A 17,617-nucleotide genomic window follows, 5' to 3' on the forward strand; every position below is an offset into this window, starting at 1 on the left:
CGGTGCTGTTGTTGCGTCGGCGCTTTTCAACATCGCCTTCATGCCCCACAGTTCATTTCCACATGGCGATGAAAAGCACTCTTTTCATTCGATTTCTTCACCGCTAGAGCAAAGCACCAACAAGTCGACAGGGCGCAGCATGACACTCTATCGGGCCAACCCGAAGCACGGCGTCGCCTGGATCACGGGCGGCTCAAGCGGTATCGGCAGAGCGCTGGCCAGGGATCTTGCGTCCCAGGGCTATGCCGTGGCGGTGACAGCGCTCGACGACGACCCGATCGACACGCTTGTCGTCGAGACCGCGCAGATGCCGGGCAGCGTCACGGCCTTTCCCTGCGACGTCACCGACGAGCCGCGCATGGCAAGAACCGTCGCCGCGATCGAGAAGGAGCTCGGTCCCATCGTGCTCGCCATCTTCAATGCTGGAAACTACATTTCGACGCCGGGTGAAAATCTCGTCGTCAGCGACTTCCGACGGTCCTTCGAGGTCAACTATTTCGGCATCATCAATGGTCTTGTGCCCGTCGTCGAACGCATGCGTGTGCGGGCGCGCGGCCATGTCGTGCTGGTCGGCTCCGTCACGTCCTATTTCGGCTGGCCGACGACGGCCGCATATGGCGGCACGAAGGCGGCCATCAACATCCTGGCCGAGTCGCTGAAGTATGATTTCGACAAGATGAACGTGCGCATCCAGGTGTTCAATCCTGGCTTCATCGACACCCCGCTGACCGAGAAGAACATGCTGCCGATGCCGGGGCTGATGCCGGTCAGCCGCGCGTCGCGCCGCATGGCGCGGGGCATCAAGTCCGGCGGCTTCGAAGTTACCTTCCCGCGCCGGACAAGCTGGCCTCTGAAGCTGCTCAGCCTGCTGCCGAGACCGCTGTGCAGAGGGGTGATCAGCCTGACGACCAGCTGGAAGGCGCGGCCGTTGCACTACGACCGCAAGCCGCCAATCGAATAGGTGCGTTGACGAAGTTGGCCGGCGCGCCCTGCTTCAGGCCGCCGTTAGCCTGTTGGTGGCCGCTGCCATAGGTTGAGTTAGTGTTGCGTGGAGTCTGCGATGGGGCGACGGATCGTGCTTGCTGTGCTGGGCCTTGTCGCCATCCTCGCACTGGCCTTCGTGCTCGGCCCACGCGTTCCCGTCGACACCACGATCCGTTTCGATCCCTCGATCATAGGCGACGACCCGCAGGCCTATGTGGCAAAGGTGGAAGCTGCGGTGCCCGGAATCCGTGACGGCCTGGAGAAGGAGATCGTCTGGGCCAATCCGATGGTGCATGCCAAGACCCCGCTGTCGATCGTCTACATCCACGGCTTTTCCGCATCGAAGGGCGAGGTCCGCCCGCTGCCCGACGACGTGGCCGACCAGCTCGACGCCAATCTCTTCTACACCCGCCTCACCGGTCACGGGCAGGACGGCGCGGCGATGACGCAAGGCAGCATCAATGCCTGGGTCAACGACTATGAGGAAGCGCTCGCCATCGGCCGGGCGATCGGCGACAAGGTGATCGTCATCTGCACCTCGACCGGCGGCTCGCTGGCGGTATGGGCCGCGACGCAGCCGGGCGCTTCGGACGGCGTCGCCGCGATCGCGTTCATCTCGCCGAATTTCGGCGTGAAGGCTTCGGGCGCCGAAATCCTGACCATGCCGTGGGGCAAACAGATCGCAAGGCTGGTCGCCGGCAAGGAACACAGCTTCGTGCCGCGCAACGCGCTGAATGAAAGATTCTGGACCACCCGCTATCCGATCGAGGCGACGTTGCCGATGCAGGCGCTGACCGAGCTTGCCTATGGCGCGCCGGTGGAGAAGGCGACGATCCCTGCTTTGTTCATCTTCTCGGATTCAGACAAAGTGGTGCGGCCCGATCGCACCCGGGAGATTGCCGGGCGCTGGGGCGCGCCGCATGAACTGGTTCCGGTCGACGACACCGGCGATCCGGACAACCACGTCATCGCCGGTGACGCGCTGTCGCCGTCGACCACGACTTTTCTCGCGCAGAGGATTGCCGTCTGGGTAGAGGCAGTGGTGAAGTAGCAAATGAGAAAGGGCGACCGAAGCATCGCTTCAGCCGCCCTTTCCTATGTCGGTCTCGGCAATCAGCCAGCCTGAGCGTGACTGATTGCAACGCGGTCTGGCTTACGCCGCCCGCGCGGCCGGACGCTTGCCGCCGAAGCGACGCTTGTTGTTGCCCTTGAAGGCCGGCTTGGCGCCTTCCGGCTTGCGCTCGCCAGCGAAGGCCGGCTTGTCGCCGAAGCGTTTCTTGCCAAAGCCGTTGCCTTTGTTCTCGCCACCGGGCCGCCTGCCGTCGCGACGGCCATTGCGGTCGTTGCGGTCATTGGCCGGCTCGAAGCGCTCGTTCTTTTCAGCCGGATTGCGCACCGGATCCGGGCTGCCGAGATGGTCGGCAACGATCGGCAGCTTGGTGCGGATGATGCGCTCGACCTGGCGCAGCTTGCTGTTTTCGGAAGGATCGCAAAGCGTGATCGCAATGCCGTCCATGCCGTTGCGGCCGGTGCGGCCGATGCGGTGGACGTAGCTTTCCGCTTCGTCCGGCAGATCGAAATTCACGACATGGCTGATGCCGGGCACGTCGATGCCGCGCGCCGCAATGTCGGTCGCCACCAGAATGCGCACTGAGCCCTCGCGGAAATCGTTCAGCGCCTTCTGACGGGCGTTCTGCGACTTGTTGCCGTGGATGACGGCGGCCTTGAAGCCGTCGCGCTCGAGGTCCTTGGTCACCCTGTCGGCACCATGCTTGGTGCGCGAAAAGATGATGACGGACTTCATCGCCTCATCGGCGAGCATCGTCGACAGCACCTGGCGCTTCTGCTTGGTGCGGGCAAAGACGACGCCCTGCACGATCTCGGCCGCTGCCGTGCTTTGCGGCGCGACTTCGACGCGGATCGGGTTCTTCAGCAGGCCCTTGGCCAGTTCGGCGATTTCATTGGGCATGGTCGCCGAGAACAGCACCGTTTGACGATCGGGCGCGGTCGCCTTGGCGATGCGCTTGACGTCGTTGATGAAGCCCATGTCGAGCATGCGGTCGCCTTCATCAAGCACCAGCCATTTGGTGTCGGCAAGCACGAGGTCGCCTTCACGCACCAGGTCGGTCAACCGGCCGGGCGTTGCGATCAGGATGTCGACGCCGGGAGCAACCTTCTTCACCTGGCTGAAGCGGGAGACACCCCCGAGCACGAGCGCGGTCGAGACATGCGCGCCCTTGGCGAGGATCTTGATGGTGTCTTCGATCTGCACGGCGAGTTCGCGCGTCGGCGCCAGAATCAGCGCACGCGCCGTCTTCGGCCGGCGCTTGGTGCCGAGCGCAATGATCTTCGACAGGATCGGCAGCGCGAAGGCCGCGGTCTTGCCGGAGCCGGTCTGGGCGATGCCGAAAATGTCACGGCCTTCCATCTGCGGCGGGATCGCCTGCGCCTGGATAGGCTTCGGTTCGGTGAAGCCGGCGTTGTGGGTGGCCTTGAGCAGCGCGCCCGTAATACCCAGTGCCGCGAAACCGGTGAGTTCCGCAGTGTTGCTACCGGGCAAAGTGTTTTCGTTGGTCAAAATAATCTTCTTTCACGCGGCTTCTGGCCGCAAACATCGATGGCGGCAGGGCGCAACCTGCCGTCGAAAAAATTGATATGGAACGACAAGGCGGGCGGACAGTAACGTCCACTCGGCTGCGCTGTCGTGCCCGCAGGCATCATGCCACGGGGCTTTTTCGCCGCTTTGTGATTTACCGGAAAGAGAGGCCGATATACCGGAAAGAGGGAAAACAGACGCAACCAGTCTCATTCGTCGAGAAGGCCGGATTCGTTCCCGGCCCAAGCGCCTATGGGCTGCATATGGCTGAGTTCGCCCCCAATTGCAAGGGGCTTCATGTTGCAGCGCAGCAAAACCCGACTAGAGAGTGGCCAAGGATGCCCGCTCAAACTTCATCCGGCCATTTCCTTGCACCGTGTTGGACGAACAGAATTTCTATTTGAGTGTCCTTCACCCGATACGCGACAATGTACGGCGTACCGGGAATCACCAGCTCACGCGTGCCTTTGATCTCACCGATGCGTCCGATGAACGGATTGGCGGACAACAGCCGAGCGGTCTTGGAATGAATGTCGTTGACGACCCGGGCAGCGGCCCGCGGATTGTGTTGGCCGATGTAGTCGCTGATTGATGCAAGCTCGATCAGATAGTGTCGGGTCCAGACAATTCGCACAGGGCGTTATGCCTGACTGTATTTGTTGAGAACGGCCGCGATCTCTTCCTCGGTCGCGAAGTCGCCACGATCGGCGGTCTCGATTCCCGCCTGAACGCCGGCGACCCATTTTTCTTGCCAGGCCAGAGAACGGCCATGGGACAGCGCATCCTCAATGATTTGATCGCGGGTCAGGGTCGAGCGCGAGGTCAACATTTCGATCCGGCGGTTCAAATCCTCGGATATTTCTATGTTGTTCTTCATGAGGTTAGTCTGCCATATCAGGCGAATGCCTGCCAAGAAATTTCGCGCGTCGCGGGGGATCAGCCATGAAAGACGTTCTGAAGGAACTCAAGCGGCGCCGCGAGATCGCCCGCATGGGTGGCGGCCAGGCTCGCATCGATGCCCAGCACAAGAAGGGCAAGCTCACCGCGCGCGAACGCATCGAGGTGTTTCTCGACGAGGGCTCGTTCGAGGAATTCGACATGTTTGTCGAGCATCGTTCGACCGATTTCGGCATGGAGAAGTCCAAGATCGCCGGCGACGGCGTCGTCACCGGTTGGGGCACGGTCAACGGCCGCCCGGTCTACCTCTTCGCCAAGGACTTTACCGTGTTCGGCGGCTCACTATCCGAAGCCCATGCCGAGAAGGTCATCAAGGTGCAGGAGATGGCGCTGCGCAACCGTGCGCCGATCATCGGCCTCTATGATGCAGGCGGCGCGCGCATCCAGGAGGGCGTCGCGGCACTCGGCGGCTATGCCGAGATCTTTCAGCGCAACGTGCTCGCCTCCGGCGTCATTCCGCAGATCTCCGTCATCATGGGGCCTTGCGCCGGCGGCGACGTCTATTCGCCTGCCATGACCGACTTCATCTTCATGGTCCGCGACACATCCTACATGTTCGTCACCGGGCCGGATGTGGTGAAGACCGTCACCAACGAGACGGTGACCGCCGAGAGCCTCGGCGGAGCCTCGGTTCACACGACCAAATCCTCGATCGCCGACGGCGCCTATGACAATGACGTCGAAGCGCTGTTGCAGATGCGCCGGCTGGTAGACCTGCTGCCGGCCTCCAACACTTCGGAACTTCCTGAGATCGAATGCTACCAGTCGGTCACCGACCACGATTTGTCGCTCGACCGGCTGATCCCTGACAACGCCAACAAGCCCTATGATATCAAGGAGCTGATCCTGAAGGTTGCCGACGAAGGCGATTTCTTCGAGATCCAGCAGAATTTTGCCAAGAACATCGTCACCGGCTTCGGGCGCGTCGAGGGCCGCACGGTCGGCTTCGTCGCCAACCAGCCGATGGTGCTGGCCGGCGTGCTCGATTCCGACGCCAGCCGCAAAGCAGCGCGCTTCGTGCGCTTCTGCGACTGTTTTTCGATCCCGATCGTCACCTTCGTCGATGTCCCCGGCTTCCTGCCCGGCACGGCGCAGGAATATGGCGGGCTGATCAAGCATGGCGCCAAACTCCTGTTCGCCTATGCCGAGGCCACCGTGCCGAAGATCACCGTCATCACCCGCAAAGCCTATGGCGGCGCTTATGACGTGATGGCCTCAAAACATCTGCGCGGCGACATGAACTATGCCTGGCCGACGGCGCAGATCGCGGTGATGGGCGCCAGGGGCGCGGTCGAGATCATCTACCGCAAAGACATCGGCGACGCCGGAAAGATCGCAGCCCATACAAAGGCTTACGAGGATCGCTTCCTGTCGCCCTTCGTCGCCGCCGAACGCGGCTATGTCGATGAGGTGATCATGCCGCACTCGACCCGCCGCCGCATTGCGCGCGCGCTGCGTATGCTGCGCAACAAAGACATGCAGAACCCCTGGAAGAAGCACGACAACATCCCGCTGTGAGGTGTCGGCAGCTTACTCCTCTTCCGCCGCGCCAAATCCCGCCCCCATGGTGGCGCGGACGGGGCTGCCCCATGGCGTCGCGTGATTGTCGATGCGCATCTGGAAGATGAAGTAGGTCGGCGAGCAGAAGCCGATGCCTTTCACTTTGCCGATGCCTGGCGTGTCCGGTGGCAGCGACTGGCACATATAGTCCTCACGGCAGAAATGATCGGCCGAACAGGCCGGCCGGTTGCCGCGATTGACGGCGCCGCCAAGACATTGGTCGAAATTGTTGGTGGCCACGCAGATGTCGAACTTCTTGCCGCCGACCAGGCCGCAGATCTCGTTCGGCATCGGCTTGCCGGCTTTGAACGCCGCGAAGGCACGATCCTTGTCATCGCAGCCGCGATAGGCGATGCCACCGGGCACGCCGATCTTCGGCGGGCGGCAGGTGTAGGCGGTGCGCGAGACCTCCGGTGCGAAGGCCGCGAACTGGCCCGATATGCTGTAGCGGTCATTGAAAGGCTGCGCCGCGTTGCTGGCGATCGAGCCGGTCAGGCAAGGATGGCCGGAAAATATCTCCGGGCTATCCTTCGGCAGCAGGCATTGCGCGAGCTTGGTCCGCACGCCCGACGCTGTGGCCAGCGGCGTGCAGACGGTGCCACTGCCGCATTGCCAGGTCGCGCCGAAGCGAGCGCCATCTTCAGGCGTCAGGCACGGCATCGCCATCTCGGCCGGCGCATAATCGACCGCGCCAGCGTCCGTCCAGGCCGCCGGCGGCGCAAAGGAGAGCGGGCGGAAGCGGTTCGGCTGCCTGCCTTCGGCGATGGCACGCAACCAGGCCTGGCGGCGCGGAATCTCGGCATGAAGATGCGGTGAAATGCCGACCTCGATGCGGTTCAACGGTGACGTGGTCTTGTCGTCGAGGCCGATGAAATGGAAGCCGGCGGTGGAGCCGGCCTGATGACAACCCTGGCAGGCGCCATTGTCCAACCGCTCGACAAGCGCTTCCGGCGTGCGCACCAGTTTCATCGTGGAATAATCGAGCGATGCGAATTCCTTGGGTTGGAATTGTTGCGTAAACGGATGATTGGCCTGCCGCGCACTGCCGAAGGTCGACCATGAGATGATTTTCCTGGCCAGGAACTCGTCGGGGATTTGATAGACGCCTTCGTCGACCGCCGGCAGGTTGGCGCCGACATAAGCGGCGAGCCGTGCTTTCAGCGCCGCGTCCTGCGAGAGCCGTACGGTGTCTGGCGTGTTCTCCAGCGGCTTCTCGCTGGTAGCAGCGCCATCGATGCCGAATATCCGCATGAGATAGGCAGCCTGCCCGCCGAACTCGGTTTCCTGGCCGGAGGGAAAGCGCACCACCTGTGCGTTGAGCTCCAGCTGCTTGAAGGTCAGCCCGGACCTCTCCAGCGGTCCGCCGGTCAGCCAGCCGGCATCGACGCTCTCGTCAAGCTGGGGCGTCCAGCGCCCGGCAGTGCCGACGCAGCCGCCATCGGCATCGGGTGCGGCACTGTAGACGGCATTGAAATTGAACGGCAGGCGCGACGCCAGCTGCTTGCCGTTTTTGCGAAAACTGTAGGCCAGGCGGTAGATGAAGCGCACCTCGCCGCAGCTCTTGTCGCCCTGCAGCACGGCGAAGTCGCGACGGTCGAGCCGATTGACGACGCCGACCAGCCGGAAACGCGCCGCATCGGTCTTCAGCCAGCGCATGTCCATGATGCGGCCGACATTGCCGTCGGTGACCTCGTAGAGCGGCCGCCCCCCGGCCTTCATGTCAGCGCGCAGTACCGCAACATCTGAGGCTACCGTTTCGACGACGGCGTGATAGGCTGGCGCCTCGTCGTAGAGCGTCTTCAGATCGTCCTCGCCGTCGACCCCGAACACGTCGGCGAAGCCGAAACCCCTGGCATCGAGCGCGGCGAGCACCGCCGGATTGTCGACGATCGTCACCGGACCTTCGGCGCGCGCCATCGACGCCACGAAGGCAGCAAAGAGAGTGGCAAACAACAGGGTCAGGGCGCGGTTCATGGAGCAGCCGTGCGCGCGTCGAAGAGTTCGCGCAACACCGGCACCAGCGCCAGCGGCAGATCCTCGGCGATCAGACCGGGTCCGAACCGGCTGCCGGCTTCGGCATGCAGCCACACCGCCGCGCAGGTGCCCTCGAAGGGCGGCATGCCCTGTGCGAGCAGACCGGCAATGATGCCCGACAGCACATCGCCTGACCCGGCCGTGGCCAGCCACGGCGCGCCGTTGGAATTGATCGCCGCTTTGCCATCAGGTGCGGCTATGACCGTGTCGGCGCCTTTGTAGACGAGCGTTGCATTGGCCCGCGCGGCGGCGGCACGCGCCTTGGCCAGTTTCGACAGGGTCTTGTCGCCTGCGATATCAGCAAACAGTCGGCCGAATTCACCCTCATGTGGTGTGATCACCAAAGCAGGAGCGTTCGGCTGACGGGCAGCTTCGAACAGCGCCGGGGGCTGATGGGCCAGAGAGGTGATGGCGTCGGCATCCAGCACGATTGCGCTGACGTGGTTTGCGGCCGCCGATGCGCGTGCATCATCCGCCAAAGCCTTGATCAGCTGCAGGGCAAAATCGCCAACCTTGGGCTTGGGACCGAGCCCAGGTCCGAACACCAGCGCTTCGGGATGGCGCGCCGTCAGAAACTCCTGCACCTCCTCAAGCGATCCCGCTTCTCGCAGCATGATCGAGGTCAGATGCATGGCGTTCACCTGCATGGCATTGCCTGGCGACAGCACGGTGACCGCCCCTGCCCCGCTTCTTGCAGCGGCGAGAGCCGACAGCCGCGCCGCACCGGTCGCGCTCGGGTCGCCGGAAAAGACGCCAACATGACCACGCTTGTATTTGTGCGCATCGACCGCCGGCACGGGCAAATCCCTCAACCACAGGTCCGGCACATTCTCGAAGGTCGAGACAGCGAGCCGGGCGATCATGCCGTCTGCGATGCCGATATCGGCGAGCACGATTTCACCGCATTGCCCGCGTCCCGGCAGCAACAAGTGGCCAGGCTTTTTCCGTGCGAAGGTGACGGTGAGTTCGGCGCGAAACGCCCTGCCCAATATGTCGCCGCTGGTTCCTGAGACACCCGACGGCAGGTCGACCGCGACCACAGGCAGACCCAGGGCTGTTACGGTATCGACGGCTTTCGCGACATCGCCGGACAGCGGCTTGGACAGCCCTGCCCCGTAGAGCGCGTCGATCACGATCGAGCCAGGCTCGGCGTCGAAATCAGACAGCGGCCGGGGCTTGATCGGGCATTCCGCGGCGGCGAGCGCCGCATCGCTTTCCGGCCTCGGCGCTCCGGATGCCCAGATCGTTGTGCTAACGCCGCTGTCGGCCAGGATGCGGGCGACGACATAGCCATCGCCGCCATTGTTGCCGGGGCCACACAGCACATGGACGTGCGTGGCCGAGGGATAACGCGTGAGAATCTCAGCCGCGACCGCTTCACCGGCGCGCCGCATCAGGCCGATGCCGTCGGTTGGACCGGCGGCGATCGTCAGCCGATCGGCCTCGCTCATTTCGGCGGAGGTAAGAAGTTCGTTACTCATGGATTGCCGATCCGCATGCGATCAAGCATTGTCCAATTTTCGATCCGAAGCAAACAAAGGGAGTTGCCGAGATTTGCGGCCATATCGTCGGCATGAGGGCATTGCAGGCACGAAATTGCCTGAGGGATAGGCGATATGCCTAATTTTTGTGCGGACGCCGCTGCTGGCGCTGTGTAGGCTCCAGCAGTCCATGCCGCTTCCGGTACAGCGAATGACGCGAATTTGCATCCCGGCGCGGCGCGGCTTTGAAATCGTATAAGACCGCTTCGAATCCGTCCAATTGGCACAGTTCGTGCTTGATGGAGGCGCAAGCGGGGGTCACAACCCGTTTTTTTGGCAGTGGAGGCCACTTTTTACATGAAAAAGATCGAAGCGATCATCAAGCCATTCAAGCTGGACGAAGTGAAGGAAGCGCTTCAGGAGGCCGGACTGCAGGGCATCACTGTCACCGAAGCAAAAGGCTTCGGTCGTCAGAAGGGTCATACCGAACTCTACCGCGGCGCCGAATATGTCGTCGATTTCCTGCCCAAGGTGAAGATCGAGGTCGTGCTTGGCGACGATGCGGTCGAAGGCGCGATCGAGGCCATCCGCAAGGCGGCCCAGACCGGCCGTATTGGCGACGGCAAGATTTTCGTTTCCAATATCGAGGAAGTCGTGCGAATCCGCACCGGCGAAACGGGCATGGACGCGGTCTGACCTGACCCGGTCATCCTCCTGAAAACGTCATCATCAAAAAACGTCATCACACAGGGATACATGACATGACGACAGCCAAAGACATCATGAAGCAGATCAAGGACAACGACGTGAAATTCGTCGACCTGCGCTTCACAGACCCGAAGGGCAAGCTGCAGCACGTGACGATGGATGTCATCGAGGTCGAGGAAGACATGTTCGCCGATGGCGTGATGTTCGACGGCTCGTCGATTGCCGGCTGGAAAGCCATCAACGAGTCCGACATGGTGCTGATGCCCGATCCGGACACGGTCCACATGGACCCGTTCTTCGCGCAGTCGACCATGGTCATCCTGTGCGACATCCTCGATCCGGTTTCGGGGGAATCCTACAACCGCGATCCGCGCGGTACGGCCAAGAAGGCCGAGGCCTACATGAAGGCGGAAGGCATCGGCGACACCATCTTTGTCGGCCCGGAAGCCGAGTTCTTCGTCTTCGACGATGTGAAGTACAAGGCCGACCCCTACAACACCGGCTTCAAGCTCGACTCCACCGAACTGCCGTCGAACGACGACACCGACTATGAAACCGGCAATCTCGGCCACCGTCCGCGCGTCAAGGGCGGCTATTTCCCCGTGCCGCCGATCGACAGCGCGCAGGACATGCGCTCCGAAATGCTGACCGTGCTCGCCGAAATGGGCGTGCGCGTCGAAAAGCATCACCACGAAGTGGCGGCTGCCCAGCACGAGCTCGGCATCAAGTTCGACGCGCTGGTGCGCAACGCCGACAAGATGCTGATCTACAAGTACGTCGTGCACCAGGTCGCCAATGCCTACGGCAAGACGGCCACCTTCATGCCGAAGCCGATCTTCGGCGACAACGGTTCGGGCATGCACGTCCACATGTCGATCTGGAAGAACGGCAAGCCAACCTTCGCCGGCAATGAATATGCCGGCCTGTCGGAAAGCTGCCTGTTCTTCATCGGCGGCGTCATCAAGCATGCCAAGGCGATCAACGCCTTCACCAACCCGCTGACCAATTCCTACAAGCGTCTGGTTCCTGGCTATGAAGCGCCGGTGCTGCTCGCCTATTCGGCGCGCAACCGCTCGGCCTCCTGCCGTATCCCGTTCGGCTCGTCGCCGAAGGCCAAGCGCGTCGAGGTCCGCTTCCCCGATCCGGGCGCGAACCCCTACCTCGCCTTCTCCGCGCTGCTGATGGCCGGCCTCGACGGCATCAAGAACAAGATCCATCCCGGCCAGCCGATGGACAAGGATCTCTACGACCTGCCGCCGAAGGAACTGAAGAAGATCCCGACCGTCTGCGGTTCGCTGCGCGAAGCGCTGCAGAGCCTCGACAAGGATCGCGGCTTCCTGAAAGCCGGCGGCGTGTTCGACGACGACCAGATCGACAGCTATATCGAGCTGAAGATGGCCGAGGTGATGCGCTTCGAAATGACCCCGCACCCGGTCGAGTACGACATGTACTATTCGGTCTGAGACTCAATCTCAGACTAAGATTCAATATTATATTCAAGCCCTTGAAAGATTTCCCTCTTTCAAGGGCTTTTTGCTGCGCTCGGATGGGGCGTGCCTGCCGATCGGCGCGCGAGAGCGTGCCGCCGCGACATAAGCAGCGTATCCGCGTTGAGTTTTCGACGATCGTGCGTATGCCTGGGTTCATAGGCGCGCGATCCACTGGCACACACGACACCTCAATCCGGTGACGTCAGTCCCAGGCTCGGCAAAGTCCGATGGATGGAAAGCGGATCACTGTTCGATCACAACATGAAGCCAGGAGCGAGCGGAGCACTGTCTCAGGCTACAGTGACCGCTCGTCCGGCGCCCCCGCCAATGCCGCCGTTCAAGAAAACCCCGCCCGTCCGAACAGCATTGCGTGACGTAACCCCAAGTCCTGCGAATACGCATGCTGCGCTGCAACCTGTCAACGCCGCCAACCGGGCTGTGGATGGCCGATTTCGTTGCATGAACAGATGCTTATGGAAGGGCCGAGGTCACAAATAAGTACTGGAAAAGGCTGTTTTCCGGGCTTTTCTGACAAGCCATCACTGGAAACGGACACGGCGACGAACCGGACTCCGGTAGATTCGCGACCGCCAGAATTGCCTGACTTTTTCTGGGTGCTTTTGGCCCGAGATGCGATCTGCCGGGTAGCGGCAAAAAGAACCCCGGCCTTCGCCGGGGTTCTTGCAAGAGCAGACCGTCGGAGGGACGTGGATCTACCCTGCAAGCTCGTCGGGACCGTGCAGGTTCCAGTCCGTTCGCCTGGCCAGGACCAGCAGGTAATAGATCGCCGCCACGACCACGATCAGCCCTGTCGCGATCAGGCTCGGACGGCCGAAGGCGACGTCCAGATAGTTCTGGTAAGCGACGTAGATCAGCGCCACGAAGGCGAGGACGGCCGGGACAGGGAAGAGCGGCATGCGATAGTGCCCGCCATCGGTGGTGCCGCTGCGGCGACCGACAAACGCCGCCACGCACAGCAAGGCATAGATGACCACCAGCGATGTGCCGCTGACGACCAGCAGCAGGTTGATGTCGATGAAGCAGGCGACGGCCGCCAGCACCGCCACAACGATGGTGGCGATCCAGGGCGAGGCGTAGCTGCCATGGACCGAGGCGACGGCGGCGTTGATCGGGCCGAACCAGGTCTTGTCGCGCCCGGAGCTGAACAGCAGCCGGGCCGCCTGCAGGATGATGGCGATCACCGCGTTGAAGATGGCAACGGCGATGGCGAGGCTGATCAGCACCGTCAACGCATGGCCACCGCGTGCCTCGAGGAAATACTCGATCTTCTGCGGCGCGGCGAGCAAGGCAACCAGATCCGGCGCGCCAAGCAGCACCGCGGTCAGCGGGATCAGTTCGGCCGCAACCGTGATGACCAGCGCCCACACCACGACCTTGCCGATGTTGCGCTTGGCGTCATGCGTCTCCTCGCCGAAATAGGCGGCGGCACCGTAGCCATTGTACGCAAACAGGGCAACCGCGGTTGCCGCCAGCACGATGCCGGCCGATGCCGGCACCAGCGAGTTGGTGGTGGCATCGAGCAGCTGCGGTGCGGTGAACAGGCTGGAGAGCGGGCGCTCGATATGGGCGAAGCCGAGACCGGTCAGGATCAGCAGCGCCAGCATTTCGATGCCGAGGAAGATGCCGGTGACGAAAGCGTTGAGCTTGATGCGCATTGCCGCGACCGTACCGGCAAGCGCGATCGTCACCACGCCGACCCATTGCGGACTGAGATTGGGAATGAGGACGCCGAGATAGGTGCCGACGCCGAGCGCGATGACGGCGACGATCAGCACGATCGAGATGAACACCAACACCAGCGTGACGAAGCCCCAGAAGCGGCCGAGCGTGCGGCCGATCATGGTGTATTCGCCGCCGGCCATCGGATAGGCCGACGACAGTTCGGCATAGACGAACGCCATGAACAGCCCGATGACCGCGGCAATGACAAAACTGAGAAATGAGCCGGTGCCGGCCAGCGCGATGACGCCCGGCACGATGATGAACACCGATGATGCCGGCGTCACCGCCGACAGCACGATCATGAGTGTGCCCAGCGCGTTGAGCGCCCGGTCCAGCCCTTTGGCGGCCGGCGCGGCCTTGGCCGCTGTAGTCGCTTCGTTTGTAGACATTGTCCTCCCCTTTTTTTAATAAGATAAAAATTATCCTCCGCAGCGGAACCTATCGACACGATCGTAAATCGTCAACGAATATGGTGTATGTGTGCTTGCAAAATTTCACGCACCGGTTTTAAACTGAATTTAATTCAGGAAACATGAAATGGGCAGACCCAAAACACAGACCGACCGCCGCCTGACATTGGTCGCAGCCGCGGAATCGATGATCGCCAGGCGCGGGCTGGCCGAGGTCACTTTGCGTGACGTCGCCAACGAGGCGGGGATGAGTTCGAGCGCCCTGCTCTATTACTATCCCGGATTGAAGGATCTGCTGGACGACGTGCAGCGCAAGGCGGTCGAGCGGTTCTGCACGCTGCGCGCCGCATCGGTAGCCGCGATTGGCGATCCCCGCGCACGACTGAAGGCGATGATCGAGAGCGGGCTGCCGGTCGACAAGGACGACCAGCTCTGCCGCCTGCTGCTCGAGCTTGGCGCCTATTCGCGGTCGGACGCGAGTTATGCTGCCCGCCACATAACGCTGTTCGAGCGACAGGTGGCAATCTACGTCGGCATCCTCGAAGCCGGCGCCGCCACCGGTATCTTCAAGCTGCAAAGCGGCAGCGACACCATCGCCCGCAGCCTGGTGGCGCTCGAGGACGGGCTCGGCCTCCACCTCACCAACATCGTGCCGGCGGTCGATCATCAGGCTGCCCTGACAATCCTCACCAACTATGCCGAGCTTGCGACGGGCTGTCGCCTCGACTGAACCCGGCACCGCCACAGGGATGCATCACCACAATGAACCAAAGAGCCGTTCTCAACATGACGCCCGCCGGCAAGCAGCGCGCCCGGGCGCTTGGCATCCCCTGCAAGGCAAGCCCGGACACGCCAACGCCATCACCGATGTCGATGGCGTTCTCGTCGGCTATTCGACAATTGTCGAGGGTGACGGCAAGCTCAGCCTCGGCCACGGACCGGTGCGCACCGGCGTGACGGCGATCCTGCCGTTCGGCCGCGACGGCGTCGGTCTCGCCTGTGCTGCCGGCTATCATTCCTTCAACGGCAATGGCGAAATGACCGGCGCATCCTGGATCGAGGAGGCCGGCAGCCTCAGCCTGCCGATCCTGATCACCAACACCCATGCCGTCGGCACCTGCCATCGCGGCGTGGTCGACTGGGTCGCGCGCAACAAGCCTGCCTTGGCGAACCAGTGGCTGCTGCCCGTGGTGGCGGAAACCTGGGACGGCTACCTCAACGACATCAACGGCTCGCATGTCACCGTCGACCACGCCATGGCGGCGATCGACAGTGCGGCCGCCGGCGGCATCGAGGAGGGCTCAGTCGGCGGCGGCACCGGCATGAACTGCTACGCCTTCAAGGGCGGCTCAGGCACCGCCTCGAGGGTGATCGGCTACGGCCACCGCGACTACACGGTCGGCGTGTTCCTGCAGGCCAATTTCGGTTCACGCCACGAACTCGCCATCGCCGGTGTGCCGCTTGGGCAGGAACTGGCGGCCGACAATCCGATGGAAGCCTATTTCAGCGGCCAGCCGACAGGCGCCGGCTCCTGCATCGGCATCGTCGCCACCGATGCGCCGTTGCTGCCTGGCCAATGCAAGGCGCTGGCACGCAGGGTTCCGCTCGGTCTGGCGCGGACCGGCACCACAGGCTCGCATTTTTCCGGCGACATCTTTCTTGCCTTCTCGACAGGCAATCCCGATGCGCTCAACGGCCGCTTCCCGAAAGGCCCGGCCACCGAAGAGAGCTACGGCCATATGGACTTCATTCCCTGGGGGCGCATGGACGCTTTCTACGCCGCCGTGGTGCAGGCGACCGAGGAGGCCGTGCTGAATGCCATGGTCGCCAACCAGGCGATGATCGGCCGCGACGGCAACCGCACGCCTGCCCTGCCGCATGACAGGGTCGTTGCTGCGCTGAAGGCGCGTGGTGCCATCGCCGCCTAAGGCCGGCCCACGCGCCATTCCGTCAGCCTACCTGGCAGTTGCAAACAAAAAGGCCCCGGCGCGAACGCCGGGGCTTTCTTGTCATCTATACCGAAATGCTTATGCCGCGGCCGAAACCTGGGCGCTGGCCGGCACCGAAGCGATCGTCTTCAGGATCTGCGAGGCGATCTGGTAGGGGTCGCCCTGCGAGTTCGGACGACGATCTTCCAGATAGCCCTTGTAGTCGCTCTTGATGAAGGAATGCGGCACGCGGATCGAGGCGCCGCGGTCGGCGATGCCATAGCTGAACCGGTTCCACGGCGCGGTCTCGTGCTTGCCGGTCAGGCGCTTGTCGTTGTCCGGGCCGTAGACGGCGATGTGATCCATCAGGTTCTTGTCAAAAGCCGCCATCAGCGCTTCGAAATAGGCCTTGCCGCCGACTTCGCGCATATAGGAGGTCGAGAAGTTGGCATGCATGCCCGAGCCGTTCCAGTCGGTGTCGCCGAGCGGCTTGCAGTGGTATTCGATGTCGATGCCGTATTTCTCGGTCAGGCGCTGCATCAGGTAGCGGGCCATCCACATCTGGTCGGCGGCCTTCTTGGAGCCTTTGCCGAAAATCTGGAATTCCCACTGGCCCTTGGCCACTTCGGCGTTGATGCCTTCGTGATTGATGCCGGCGGCGAGACAGAGGTCGAGATGCTCCTCGACGATCTGGCGGGCGACCGAGCCGACATTGGAATAGCCGACGCCGGTGTAGTACGGGCCTTGTGGCGCGGGATAGCCGCTCTCGGGGAAGCCGAGCGGGCGGCCGTCCTTGTAGAAGAAGTACTCCTGCTCGAAGCCGAACCATGCGCCCTCGTCATCGAGGATGGTGGCGCGCTTGTTGGAGGCATGCGGCGTGACACCATCGGGCATCATCACTTCGCACATGACCAGCACGCCGTTGGTGCGGGCGGGATCCGGATAGACGGCAACCGGCTTCAGCACGCAGTCGGAGCTGTGCCCCTCGGCCTGCTGGGTCGAGGAACCATCGAAGCCCCACAGCGGCAGCTGCTCGAGTGTGGGGAATTCGGCGAATTCCTTGACCTGCGTCTTGCCGCGAAGGTTGGGGACCGGGGTGTATCCATCGAGCCAAATGTACTCGAGCTTGTATTTCGTCATTCTAGCCTCTCGTTGCTTGATCACCGAACACTGAACGGCGTCGACATGCGTCTGCCCTCAGCAGCCGGCCCTGCCGGATCCTTAAAATGCAATTCGTGTGCCATTCTTCGCGCGGAGGGTGCGGCAAAATTGACGCGGCATTCGCTTGAAGTTGGCAAGCCGCCTAAGCAATGCGCTCGGATCGATCATAGTCGCTACAAGCACAAATAATAGGCAAATACTGATCTTTTCGTAGGCATATTGCCTATCTTGATTGCAGACCCTATCTTCGAAACAAGTTGAATCGACAAGGTTCGGCAGAAGAAAGGAACCCGACAATGGAAATCATTTCCACGCAACCGTCGGCCAAAATTCTGATGTTCCCGGCGGCAGCGCGCGTCACTGCCTCAAATTTGAGCGGCAAGGCTAAGTTTGCGGCAGAGCTTGCCTCGCTGCGCGGTGTGCGGACGGATTTCGGCGACGGCTGGTACCACGATGCGGCCATCGAGGAAGAGGCCCAGGGCCACAAGAGCTGACAACAGGGGCAACCGGCCCTCGTCAACAAACTGGCCTGAAAAGATAAGGCCCGGCGCGATTGCTCGCGCCG

General features: G+C 62.4%; 15 protein-coding genes. 8 read left to right on the forward strand and 7 right to left on the reverse strand.

The features are described from left to right. Positions 1–139 precede the first annotated feature (139 nt). Complete coding sequence (locus tag HB777_13785; protein QND64850.1) at positions 140–961, forward strand: SDR family oxidoreductase; 822 nt, start codon at positions 140–142, stop codon at positions 959–961. Between the two features lie 99 nt (positions 962–1,060). Then, positions 1,061–2,035: an alpha/beta hydrolase gene (locus HB777_13790; protein ID QND64851.1), complete on the forward strand. Its 975-nt coding sequence runs from the start codon at positions 1,061–1,063 to the stop codon at positions 2,033–2,035. Between the two features lie 102 nt (positions 2,036–2,137). On the opposite strand, the gene HB777_13795 is transcribed toward HB777_13790, so the two are convergent. The 3 genes from HB777_13795 to HB777_13805 form a co-directional block, all read right to left on the reverse strand. Continuing rightward, on the reverse strand, positions 2,138–3,562 hold the full coding sequence (locus HB777_13795; protein ID QND64852.1) for a DEAD/DEAH box helicase: 1,425 nt from the start codon (positions 3,560–3,562) through the stop codon (positions 2,138–2,140). Positions 3,563–3,926: 364 nt separating this feature from the next. Next, entirely contained in the window at positions 3,927–4,214 is a 288-nt protein-coding gene (locus HB777_13800; GenBank protein ID QND64853.1) for a type II toxin-antitoxin system RelE/ParE family toxin, read from the reverse strand. Positions 4,215–4,220: 6 nt separating this feature from the next. Next, a complete protein-coding gene (locus tag HB777_13805; protein ID QND64854.1) occupies positions 4,221–4,457 on the reverse strand; it encodes a transcriptional regulator in 237 nt (78 codons plus the stop codon). Between the two features lie 65 nt (positions 4,458–4,522). Between HB777_13805 and HB777_13810 the strand changes: the two genes are divergently transcribed. Further along, positions 4,523–6,055, forward strand: a complete 1,533-nt coding sequence (locus HB777_13810) for an acyl-CoA carboxylase subunit beta (GenBank protein QND64855.1) — start codon at positions 4,523–4,525, stop codon at positions 6,053–6,055. Between the two features lie 12 nt (positions 6,056–6,067). Here the strand turns inward: HB777_13810 and HB777_13815 are convergent, their stop codons facing one another. Continuing rightward, complete coding sequence (locus HB777_13815; protein QND64856.1) at positions 6,068–8,071, reverse strand: hypothetical protein; 2,004 nt, start codon at positions 8,069–8,071, stop codon at positions 6,068–6,070. Next, positions 8,068–9,612, reverse strand: a complete 1,545-nt coding sequence (locus tag HB777_13820; protein ID QND64857.1) for an NAD(P)H-hydrate dehydratase — start codon at positions 9,610–9,612, stop codon at positions 8,068–8,070. Before HB777_13820 ends, HB777_13815 begins: the two co-directional genes overlap by 4 nt. Positions 9,613–9,969: 357 nt before the next feature. On the opposite strand from HB777_13820, the gene HB777_13825 reads away from it, so the two are divergent. Together HB777_13825 and glnA are read left to right on the forward strand one after the other, a co-directional pair. Next, the gene (locus HB777_13825) at positions 9,970–10,308 is read left to right on the forward strand and encodes a P-II family nitrogen regulator (protein ID QND64858.1); all 339 of its coding nucleotides are present in this window, start codon (positions 9,970–9,972) and stop codon (positions 10,306–10,308) included. 65 nt (positions 10,309–10,373) lie between these two features. Further along, complete coding sequence (gene glnA, locus HB777_13830; GenBank protein ID QND64859.1) at positions 10,374–11,783, forward strand: type I glutamate--ammonia ligase; 1,410 nt, start codon at positions 10,374–10,376, stop codon at positions 11,781–11,783. A 740-nt stretch (positions 11,784–12,523) separates the two neighbouring features. On the opposite strand, the gene HB777_13835 is transcribed toward glnA, so the two are convergent. Beyond that, positions 12,524–13,942: an APC family permease gene (locus HB777_13835; GenBank protein ID QND64860.1), complete on the reverse strand. Its 1,419-nt coding sequence runs from the start codon at positions 13,940–13,942 to the stop codon at positions 12,524–12,526. Between the two features lie 148 nt (positions 13,943–14,090). On the opposite strand from HB777_13835, the gene HB777_13840 reads away from it, so the two are divergent. Both HB777_13840 and HB777_13845 read left to right on the forward strand, forming a co-directional pair. After that, positions 14,091–14,693 carry a TetR/AcrR family transcriptional regulator gene (locus tag HB777_13840; protein ID QND64861.1) on the forward strand — a complete coding sequence of 201 codons (603 nt, stop codon included), beginning with the start codon at positions 14,091–14,093 and terminating at the stop codon, positions 14,691–14,693. A 19-nt stretch (positions 14,694–14,712) separates the two neighbouring features. Beyond that, a complete protein-coding gene (locus HB777_13845; protein ID QND64862.1) occupies positions 14,713–15,891 on the forward strand; it encodes a P1 family peptidase in 1,179 nt (392 codons plus the stop codon). Positions 15,892–15,990: 99 nt separating this feature from the next. Here the strand turns inward: HB777_13845 and HB777_13850 are convergent, their stop codons facing one another. Then, positions 15,991–17,031 (reverse strand): glutamine synthetase, encoded by a 1,041-nt coding sequence (locus HB777_13850; GenBank protein ID QND64863.1) that lies wholly within the window; start codon positions 17,029–17,031, stop codon positions 15,991–15,993. A 317-nt stretch (positions 17,032–17,348) separates the two neighbouring features. Between HB777_13850 and HB777_13855 the strand changes: the two genes are divergently transcribed. Beyond that, positions 17,349–17,546, forward strand: a complete 198-nt coding sequence (locus HB777_13855; GenBank protein ID QND64864.1) for a DUF2735 domain-containing protein — start codon at positions 17,349–17,351, stop codon at positions 17,544–17,546. The last annotated feature ends 71 nt before the right edge of the window (positions 17,547–17,617 follow it).

It is taken from the genome of Mesorhizobium loti, from assembly GCA_014189435.1.
In the GTDB taxonomy this organism is placed as follows: Bacteria; Pseudomonadota; Alphaproteobacteria; order Rhizobiales; family Rhizobiaceae; genus Mesorhizobium; species Mesorhizobium loti_G.

Coding starts and splice junctions, on each gene's coding strand:
- HB777_13825 (QND64858.1), top strand. CDS start 9,970: ATGAAAAAGATCGAAGCGATCATCAAGCCATTCAAGCTGGACGAAGTG.
- HB777_13835 (QND64860.1), bottom strand. CDS start 13,942: ATGTCTACAAACGAAGCGACTACAGCGGCCAAGGCCGCGCCGGCCGCC.
- HB777_13790 (QND64851.1), top strand. CDS start 1,061: ATGGGGCGACGGATCGTGCTTGCTGTGCTGGGCCTTGTCGCCATCCTC.
- HB777_13850 (QND64863.1), bottom strand. CDS start 17,031: ATGACGAAATACAAGCTCGAGTACATTTGGCTCGATGGATACACCCCG.
- HB777_13820 (QND64857.1), bottom strand. CDS start 9,612: ATGAGTAACGAACTTCTTACCTCCGCCGAAATGAGCGAGGCCGATCGG.
- HB777_13815 (QND64856.1), bottom strand. CDS start 8,071: ATGAACCGCGCCCTGACCCTGTTGTTTGCCACTCTCTTTGCTGCCTTC.
- HB777_13805 (QND64854.1), bottom strand. CDS start 4,457: ATGAAGAACAACATAGAAATATCCGAGGATTTGAACCGCCGGATCGAA.
- HB777_13845 (QND64862.1), top strand. CDS start 14,713: ATGCATCACCACAATGAACCAAAGAGCCGTTCTCAACATGACGCCCGC.
- HB777_13855 (QND64864.1), top strand. CDS start 17,349: ATGGAAATCATTTCCACGCAACCGTCGGCCAAAATTCTGATGTTCCCG.
- HB777_13785 (QND64850.1), top strand. CDS start 140: ATGACACTCTATCGGGCCAACCCGAAGCACGGCGTCGCCTGGATCACG.
- HB777_13810 (QND64855.1), top strand. CDS start 4,523: ATGAAAGACGTTCTGAAGGAACTCAAGCGGCGCCGCGAGATCGCCCGC.
- glnA (QND64859.1), top strand. CDS start 10,374: ATGACGACAGCCAAAGACATCATGAAGCAGATCAAGGACAACGACGTG.
- HB777_13840 (QND64861.1), top strand. CDS start 14,091: ATGGGCAGACCCAAAACACAGACCGACCGCCGCCTGACATTGGTCGCA.